The following is an 8,039-nucleotide window of genomic DNA, read 5'->3' as shown; positions in this document are numbered from 1 at the left end:
TCAGGTTCGAGCGCCATACGAACAGCGATCTCGGAAAGTTTTCCGGCGCATCGGGATCTTCGGCAGCGAACTTCGTATCTCCAGAGACGATTTGCGTTAATGCATGCTTCACGATCTCCTCGTTGGCGTTTTTCCCACATTTCCGATGTCCTGCTGGTTCCGCACGGAGCCGGTCCAATACGTCCTGCTGATCCGACGGTTCGAAATGGCGCTGACAATATAACTTCTCGTCCAGATGGTATGGTCGATCCACACTTTTTGCATATCGGTTTTCAGCTGCACCATTTTAGGGCTAATACAAACCGGATTCTTCTTCCCGTCTACCATGGCTTGCGCAGGTGCTGCGATCTGAATCATGCTGAAAATAAGCGTCAACATTATAAGCAAAGCCTTAAGCTGTTTGTTTTTCACTTTTATCTGCTCCTCTATACGTTTGGAAACATCAGGCTGTCTTAATATGGATAAAAAATACCTGATTTTATACAGAGGTGCAGCTTCATTTCCGCTTCGTTATTCCTTCAAACTAGACGGTAGGGACGGTTCCTCCATCAATTACATATTCAGCACCCGTAATGGAAGCGGCACGATCTGACGCCAGAAAAGCGACAAGTTCACCAACTTCTTCCGGCAGTCCTGGTCGTCCAAGGGGGATTCCTCCCAATGCATCCATGACTGATTGGAGCGCACTTTCAAAGCTGCCTGTTACCTGTGCGATATTCTCCATCATTGCGTCTGCTGCAGCTGTTTGAATAAAGCCAGGGGCAACGCGGTTTACACGGATGCCTTGTGGAGAAAATTCTTTTGAAAGGCTTTTGCTGTAGTTGCTTAGCGCCGCCTTTGCAGCTGCATAAGGAATTGTAGATTCAACCAGGGGCAATACCCGCTGGATGGATGAGATGTGGATGATGACCCCCTTTCTTTTTTCGAGCATCAACGGGAGCAGTCCCCGGTCCAAGCGTACAGCAGCCAAAAGGTTCAAGTTTAAAGCTTCGAGCCAATGCTCGTCACTTGCCGCAAGAAAACCTCCCGGAGGTGTGCTGCTCCCCCCTACGTTATTGACGACGATATCGATCGTGCCGAACCGCTCTTTAACGGCTTCGATAACCTTCATCGTTCCTTCATTTGAGGATAAATCGGCCTCCACGAACCGTTCCGGATCAGCCAGGTCCGCTGGCACAGAACGCGCTGTTGTCATCACCGCAGCACCAGCCGATGCAAATCTTTTGGCGATAGCTTCCCCCATCCCTTTTGTACCTCCGGTTACCAGCACTTTTTTGCCTTGATATTCCGTCATTGGATTTGCATAAGTTACAGCCATGTTGTTTCCTCCTGAGCATAAATGATTGGGTTGGTTAGAAATCAAGAGCGCCGCTTGGTACAGTGAACGTCCCCTGAGAACAACCTTATTGTAAGCTTGACGGACCCCAGCGTCTAATTTATAGTTTTCATTAAATTTATGAATAAAATTTATAAGTGGGTGCCAAGATGGAGCTAACACAACTCGAATACTTTTTAACCGTTGCCCGGCTGCAGCATATGACGATGGCTTCGAAGGCATTAAACATTACTCAACCGGCGTTAAGTCACGCGATTTCCAAGCTGGAATCCGAATTGGGAGTTCCCCTTTTCGAACGAAATGGCCGCAATGTCGAATTAAACCGCTATGGAAAAATGTTCGGCAGATGGGTCGAGTCAGCCTTGAACAACATCCAAAACGGCATACAGGAAATTGAGGAGTGGTCTAACCCCGAAACGGGTGTGATTCACGTCTCCTATTTGAACATTTTGGGCGTGGATTTGGTCCCTTCTATGGTTCGGGATTACCAGGTTCGCCATCCCCGGGTCCGTTTTGAACTGTACCAGGGCGATCATGGAGACATCGATGAATATTTGGATAAGGGTACGGCCGACATCATGATTACTTCGAGGGAAACGACGCTGGACAGGCATGAGTGGATGGTGATTCGCAAATTACCGTTATTCATCGTTGTTTCCGCAGATCATCCCTTTGCAAGCCGTTCCAGCTTAAGCTTGTTTGAATTATCCGGTGAGCCTTTTGTGGGACTCAAACGGAATTGTGGTCTTAAAGCGACCATCACCTCCCGTTTTCAGCATACGAATTTTGAACTGGCCTCCACTTATGACGCCGAAGATTTGATTACCGTGGCCGGTTTTATTAAAGCTGGGCTGGGCGTATCGGTGCTGCCCCAAACATTAGGGCTTATGTTAGACGGGCTCGTATGGATCCCCATTCAGGAGGAAGGCTGGGATTGGGAAGTCGGGCTGAAGTGGAGAAAAGACCGGTACTTATCGCCCGCTGCCAAGAGGTTTATTGAGTATATAGGGTACGGCATCCAAGTGAATGGCGGTCTTGATGGATCATAAAAAAAGATACCGCGATATACACGGTATCTTTCTAATCCTCTTTTATTCGCTCGCCGCTTCAAATGTAGTAACGATTTCATACATCCCCGGCTCAAACTTCGCTATTTTCAAAGCTTCCTCCAGATACGGAAGTGGCCTAGGGTCATTTCGCATGGCTTGGTAATCCTCTGCGCTTCTCCATTGGGAATACATCGTAACCTTAGTTCCGTCCGTACCTCGATGGAGAATACATGTTATAAATCCTGGGGCGTATCGGACGGAAACATTCGTTGCATCGGTCAGCAGTTCGATCAGCCGTTCCTGGTTTGCCGGTTCAACGGTAAATACATTGATCAGTGTCAGAACCTCGTTACTCATTGACATTTGAGTCATGATGTCAACTCCTTGTTGTTATAAGTGGATCCGCTTATATCATGACTCCGGAAGCGCTTGAATCATGCGCGAAACCTCCGGATCCAAATCTTTTGCCTGGTAGTCCGTGGACAGGCTAAGTTTCTCCCAACGCTTGGTTTCTTCCAATTTGCCCTTATCCACCGCGTTCGCAATCGCAACGGCATCGCTTCCGAGCAGTAAGCGGAGCGGCGGGTTATCCTCATTCACCATGGAAATGATCGCTTGCGCAGCTTTATCCGGATCACCATTCTCCCTGCCGGTAGTCTCGCGAGCATGCTTCAAATGATTGCCGACCGTATCCTTATAATCGTCGATAGGCTCGATATGCTTCATGGAGGAACCTGCCCAATCGGTACGAAAACCGCCCGGTTCGATCAGCGTAACCTTTACACCAAGGGGTCCAACTTCTTTGGAAAGCACCTCGGAGAAGCCCTCTACCGCCCATTTTGCCGTTTGGTATGGTCCTAGACCGGGAGCGCCGATGCGGCCGCCAATCGAGGAAAACTGGACAATATGTCCGTGCCCCTGCTCTCTCAGGTGCGGCAGCGCTGCTTTCGTTACGTTAATTACACCCCAAAGGTTCGTTTCCAATTGAGCTCGGAAGTCATCCATCGGAGTTTGTTCAATGGAAGAGATATTGCCGTAACCCGCATTGTTCACAAGTACATCCAAACGCCCAAATGTTTCGAAGGCGGCTTGCACGGCTGCCTCAGCCTGCTCGAACCGGGTTACATCCAGTTCAACGATGTGGACTTGGCTGCCAAAGCGTGCTGCAAGATCGGCGATTTGTTCTGTATTGCGGGCTGTTGCCACCAGCTGATCTCCTTTTGCCAGTACTGCTTCTGCAAGACTGCGTCCAAATCCCCGGGAACTGCCTGTAATCAGCCAAACTTTACTCATATCAAAAATGCCTCCTCAACCTAGGTTTGGAATGTTTGTTCCAAAGCAAATATAACTCAGCCGCCTCATTGAGTCAAGAGATTTTGGAATATATATTCCGCTCGAGCTAATTAACCTCTATCTATACTCCGCAAGTTAGATGACTGGTTTGTTCCGTAAACATGCTTATCATTAGGATTTTACAGAATAAACAGCTGCAAATTTCTCGCATTATATTTAACCCCAATCGGAAAAGAAATTGAAATGAGCCAAATAATTGTAGAATTGTGGAACATGTATTCCATTGTGTATACAGATCTAATCGTCAACTGTTTACAAAACGGAACGATAATTCCAATCTTCAGCAGCATATTGAGATCGCCAACAGATTTTTTTGAAACCGACGCGGTTAACGCCCCAAAAGGAGCAGTGAGGATAACAGACGAGAGTAGTGAAGTTAAATTAGATAAGAAATTCATTAGGCCGAGGAATCGAGATAACAAAAAAACTAGCCTTTTTAGGACCATTCATAGGCGTCCAAAAGGCTGTTTCTACACGAGTATAGCTTTCCAAGAAGCTTCCAGCACTTGCTGAACCTGGACCTCGTCTAACGGATATTTCTGAATGTAGTACCCTTTCAGGATAGAAGAAATAATCCCATGAATGAGCTGATGGCATAAATGGGGGTCCATTTCTTTGATGATTCCCTGCTTCTGGCCTTCAACAATCAAAGAAATGACCACGTCGCTCGAATGGAGGGCATCGCCCATGTTCCGCAGCTCCGGCGAAATATACGGGGAAAAGGAAAAGCTGTCGATAAACAGAAACTCTTTGGGTGAATCGATGCCGAACTTTAACCTGTTCAACTGCAGGCATTTAAATCGCTCATAAAGGCTTGCTTCCGGGTCATAACCCTGTAGGAGGTACTCCCCCATATGTGTCCGCGCTTCTTTGTAAACCGCATTCACCAATTCTTCTTTATTGGCAAAATAATTATATACCGTGCCGGAACCTACATTGGCTTTCTTAAATATTTTCGAAAAGGTCACCGACTGCAGCCCCTCTTCATGGATCAAATCCAGCGTGGCCGCCATTATGTCCTGCTTCTTGCTCATGTATTCCACCTCTTGAAATAACATTAGTACGGGCTTGAAGGAGATGTCAAGTTCACACCACCTAATAACGATGTTGTGCAGCAGACATGATAGCCGATAATGGTCAAATGTATGTCGGGTATCCGAGATCCGTCATACCGTTAAACGCACAAAAAGCCGCAGTGTATGCGGCTCTTTAAGTTTGCTTTTTCTTGACTTCAAACTAGCAGCGACTAACGATATCCAGATGCATCTGCAGGTTTGCCTGCTTCCTGAACCTCTACAAGATACCGCCAGCAATCTGGCTGCGAACCATCGAGATCTGTGAAACCATAAACTTTTGCGAGCTGGCCGCTTGACAAGGACTTCCCATTCCACCGGCCAGCCTCCGGATCTCCAGCTAATGCTGCAACCGCACGGCCTACATAACGCGGAGATTCCGATATGATGAAATGGGGTTCCTTTTCGGTGGCATCACGCCAGTTTTCTTCCCCCACGCCGAAATGATCAAGCATGATTTCAGAACGCATCCACCCCGGCGTCATGGCTACCGCGGTACACTGATAAGGTGCGAGTTCATGCGCAAGAGATTGTGCCATACGAATGACTGAGTTTTTGACTAAATCATAAAACATCGATATGCGGTAATTTTTATGGTTGTACTCAGCGGTACCGTCCGTCATTTCGACCACCAGTCCGTTCTTATTTCTGATTAACAACGGCAGGGCAAAGTGGCTTGTAATCAAATGCGTGTCTATGCCAAGGCGTAGCATGCGAAATCCACGTTCGAGGGAGTGATCCCATACGGGCACATTCCAGTCTGCCAAATTTTCACCGCCCCATACATCATTGACCAGTATATCCAATCTCCCCTGTTCTTTCTCAATGCGAGCGATAAGGGCCTGGACCTGTTCAGGCTGGAGATGATCGACTTGAACTGCTATTCCTTGCCCTCCCGCTGCAGTTACCAGTTCCGCTGTTTCCTCAATCGTTTCAGGACGGTTATATTCGGATCGTTGTTGCCTTGTCGTTCTTCCTGTGACATATACGGTGGCGCCGGCTGCACCTAATTCGACAGCTATTCCTCTTCCCGCACCGCGTGTTGCTCCTGCTACCAAACCCACTTTTCCATGTAGAGGTTTCATATCATTTATTAACTCCTTTCGTTGATCTACTATCCATGATAAGTTCTAAATACGTCAAAATTCGTCGTATTTAAATCGCTTATTTTTCCAAAAAATTTCTTAAATAGGTATTGACTTCCCCTCACTGAACTCGTATATTATGTATCAAATAGATATATCAAATCGATACATCAATGAGGTGAGCGCGTTGCTTGAATACATCATCTTAGGGCTGCTGATGGAAGGAGACATGAGCGGCTATGACATGAAGAAAACGATCGATCATTCCGTAGGCATTTTTTATAAAGCCAGTTACGGGAGCCTCTATCCCGCTCTTAAGCGTCTGACGGAGAAACAGTGGGTATCCATGACCGAAGAACCCGGAAACAGTAAGAAGAAGAAAATATATTCCCTGATGCCGGAGGGCAAGGAGAATTTTATGGTTTGGCTGGCTGGACCACTGGAGATGAGCCGCAATGAGTTTCTGCTAAAAATCTTTTTCTTTGATTATCTGGATGAAGACACCCGGACTGCCCTTTTGGAGGAGTATGAATTTAAATTGAATCGGGAGATTGGCCGCCTTCAGGCTGTTGAGCAGATTGTAGCCGGCGAACTGGCTGAAATTCCGAATCCTCAAAACTACTATTACCGCGTGTCTGCCCTCTCATACGGAATGCTTTTTTTTAACATGGAGAAACAATTCGTAGATAACATTAAAAAGGGAGCTGAACTGCCATGACAGCATCAACCAAATCAAGCCTTGAACGAACCTCGTTTTCGCAAAAACGTCCTGTTCTCAGTGTGATTCTTATCGAGCTGCTGCTTCTGATCGCAGTCTTCATAGCCGGGGCATACGCCACCCTCAATGAGTTAAGCTACACGACACCCGTTCTGCTCTCATTCATCCCGATCTCGATCGTGCTCATCATTTATATCACCATGAAGAGAAAATGGAGCCACTATGGCTTCCGCTCTCTACTCACTATTCCAAAGCGCAGCTGGATCTACTACCTTCCCCAACTTGCCGTGCTTATCGTGGTCGCCTTTAACGGCTTCAAGGCTTTTACGCTTCAGGATCTGCTGTTCTTCCTCTTTTTTACGCTGCTGGTTGCTTTTGTCGAAGAAACGATATATCGCGGACTAATCCTGCAAATTCTCCTCAGAAGCAAGGGCATTATGGCTGCCGTCATCACTTCCAGCATCCTATTCTCGGTCACCCATGTGCTGAATATGCTCTCCGGACAGAGCACCGCCGATACAATCATGCAGCTTGCATATGCCCTCCTAACAGGTGCCGCTCTGGCTCTACTGATGGTCAAGAACGGAAACATCATCCCATTGATCCTGTTTCATTTCATACATAACCTGATGCAGTTTCTGGGGAATGAAGGTCGCGGCACTTCCGCATGGGATTACGTCATCATCTTGATTTTGCTCGCACAGTGCATCTGGTTGATCCCAGATTTGAGGAAAAAACCTTGTTTACTGCAGCACGCCTCCGATCAACCTGAGCATACCTATTAATCTTCGAAACTATACAGCATTGATCACTTAAACACACCCACATTTCAGCAGCAAGAAAACTTATATGTTCTTGTCCTTTTCGGCTAACGTTGTATAGCTTTGTCTTCCTGCACGTTTCCACCGTCATCCGATACTGATCGATAGAGACAAGCCTTTCCACTCGACCGGGTTTATTGTATGCTTGCCTTATAAGGGAGGGGTGTGAAATTATGATGAAACAATTAATCGTCGGGGACGCCTTTCAGGAACTGACCACAACGCGGCGCGTCCTGGAGCGATTGCCTGACGAGCATATGTCGTGGAAGCCGCATGTGAAATCGATGGCCCTCGGCGGGCTGGCCACGCATCTGATCAACCTGCTGAACTGGCAAGTCGCGATTTTTCTTTACCCGGAACTCGATCTCTCGACCGTGCCGGTTCGGCGTGAACCGTTGGCAAGTCGCCAAGACATCCTGAACGAATTCGACTCCAACATCGTTAAGCTGGAAGAGCTGTTAGCCGAATGCGACGAGAAGATGCTTGGCGAGGAATGGACCTTGCGAAACGGTGACCATATCATCCTGCGCCAACCGCGGGCTATCGCGCTCCGCACCTTCGGACTAAGCCACATGGTCCACCATCGGGCGCAGCTCGGAGTTTA

The 8,039-nt window shown here is 47.5% G+C and carries 10 protein-coding genes; 4 read left to right on the top strand and 6 right to left on the bottom strand.

Annotation, left to right across the window (positions count from 1 at the left end):
• Nucleotides 1–108: 108 nt before the first annotated feature.
• Entirely contained in the window at nucleotides 109–411 is a 303-nt protein-coding gene (locus tag CPT76_RS08135; RefSeq protein ID WP_105442558.1) for a hypothetical protein, read from the bottom strand.
• A gap of 112 nt (nucleotides 412–523) precedes the next feature.
• Nucleotides 524–1,318 carry an SDR family oxidoreductase gene (locus CPT76_RS08130; protein ID WP_105442557.1) on the bottom strand — a complete coding sequence of 265 codons (795 nt, stop codon included), beginning with the start codon at nucleotides 1,316–1,318 and terminating at the stop codon, nucleotides 524–526.
• Between the two features lie 167 nt (nucleotides 1,319–1,485).
• Between CPT76_RS08130 and CPT76_RS08125 the strand changes: the two genes are divergently transcribed.
• Nucleotides 1,486–2,385 carry a LysR family transcriptional regulator gene (locus CPT76_RS08125; RefSeq protein WP_105442556.1) on the top strand — a complete coding sequence of 300 codons (900 nt, stop codon included), beginning with the start codon at nucleotides 1,486–1,488 and terminating at the stop codon, nucleotides 2,383–2,385.
• A gap of 42 nt (nucleotides 2,386–2,427) precedes the next feature.
• Here CPT76_RS08125 and CPT76_RS08120 read toward each other — a convergent pair whose 3' ends face one another.
• From CPT76_RS08120 to CPT76_RS08100, 4 genes are all read right to left on the bottom strand, one after another.
• Nucleotides 2,428–2,757, bottom strand: coding sequence for an antibiotic biosynthesis monooxygenase family protein (locus CPT76_RS08120; protein WP_105442555.1), 330 nt, complete (start codon nucleotides 2,755–2,757; stop codon nucleotides 2,428–2,430).
• 39 nt (nucleotides 2,758–2,796) lie between these two features.
• Nucleotides 2,797–3,678: an oxidoreductase gene (locus tag CPT76_RS08115; protein ID WP_105442554.1), complete on the bottom strand. Its 882-nt coding sequence runs from the start codon at nucleotides 3,676–3,678 to the stop codon at nucleotides 2,797–2,799.
• A 530-nt stretch (nucleotides 3,679–4,208) separates the two neighbouring features.
• The gene (locus CPT76_RS08105) at nucleotides 4,209–4,772 is read right to left on the bottom strand and encodes a TetR/AcrR family transcriptional regulator (RefSeq protein WP_105444006.1); all 564 of its coding nucleotides are present in this window, start codon (nucleotides 4,770–4,772) and stop codon (nucleotides 4,209–4,211) included.
• A gap of 212 nt (nucleotides 4,773–4,984) precedes the next feature.
• On the bottom strand, nucleotides 4,985–5,896 hold the full coding sequence (locus CPT76_RS08100; protein ID WP_105442552.1) for an SDR family oxidoreductase: 912 nt from the start codon (nucleotides 5,894–5,896) through the stop codon (nucleotides 4,985–4,987).
• Between the two features lie 139 nt (nucleotides 5,897–6,035).
• Between CPT76_RS08100 and CPT76_RS08095 the strand changes: the two genes are divergently transcribed.
• The 3 genes from CPT76_RS08095 to CPT76_RS08085 all read left to right on the top strand — a co-directional run.
• Nucleotides 6,036–6,614 carry a PadR family transcriptional regulator gene (locus CPT76_RS08095; RefSeq protein WP_258168192.1) on the top strand — a complete coding sequence of 193 codons (579 nt, stop codon included), beginning with the start codon at nucleotides 6,036–6,038 and terminating at the stop codon, nucleotides 6,612–6,614.
• Nucleotides 6,611–7,399 carry a CPBP family intramembrane glutamic endopeptidase gene (locus CPT76_RS08090; RefSeq protein WP_105442551.1) on the top strand — a complete coding sequence of 263 codons (789 nt, stop codon included), beginning with the start codon at nucleotides 6,611–6,613 and terminating at the stop codon, nucleotides 7,397–7,399. The genes CPT76_RS08095 and CPT76_RS08090 overlap by 4 nt, the downstream gene beginning before the upstream one ends.
• Nucleotides 7,400–7,608: 209 nt before the next feature.
• On the top strand, nucleotides 7,609–8,039 hold a 431-nt coding region (locus CPT76_RS08085; RefSeq protein WP_105442550.1), incomplete at its 3' end, for a DinB family protein.

This window comes from Paenibacillus sp. AR247 (assembly GCF_002968895.1).
GTDB lineage: Bacteria > Bacillota > Bacilli > Paenibacillales > Paenibacillaceae > Paenibacillus_AQ > Paenibacillus_AQ favisporus.
This window is presented reverse-complemented; position numbering and strand designations above follow the sequence as displayed.

What these genes read in the sequence shown, in the direction of transcription:
- CPT76_RS08130 (WP_105442557.1), bottom strand. Translation starts at nt 1,318, where the DNA reads ATGGCTGTAACTTATGCAAATCCAATGACGGAATATCAAGGCAAAAAA.
- CPT76_RS08125 (WP_105442556.1), top strand. Translation starts at nt 1,486, where the DNA reads ATGGAGCTAACACAACTCGAATACTTTTTAACCGTTGCCCGGCTGCAG.
- CPT76_RS08120 (WP_105442555.1), bottom strand. Translation starts at nt 2,757, where the DNA reads ATGACTCAAATGTCAATGAGTAACGAGGTTCTGACACTGATCAATGTA.
- CPT76_RS08115 (WP_105442554.1), bottom strand. Translation starts at nt 3,678, where the DNA reads ATGAGTAAAGTTTGGCTGATTACAGGCAGTTCCCGGGGATTTGGACGC.
- CPT76_RS08105 (WP_105444006.1), bottom strand. Translation starts at nt 4,772, where the DNA reads ATGAGCAAGAAGCAGGACATAATGGCGGCCACGCTGGATTTGATCCAT.
- CPT76_RS08100 (WP_105442552.1), bottom strand. Translation starts at nt 5,896, where the DNA reads ATGAAACCTCTACATGGAAAAGTGGGTTTGGTAGCAGGAGCAACACGC.
- CPT76_RS08095 (WP_258168192.1), top strand. Translation starts at nt 6,036, where the DNA reads ATGTATCAAATAGATATATCAAATCGATACATCAATGAGGTGAGCGCG.
- CPT76_RS08090 (WP_105442551.1), top strand. Translation starts at nt 6,611, where the DNA reads ATGACAGCATCAACCAAATCAAGCCTTGAACGAACCTCGTTTTCGCAA.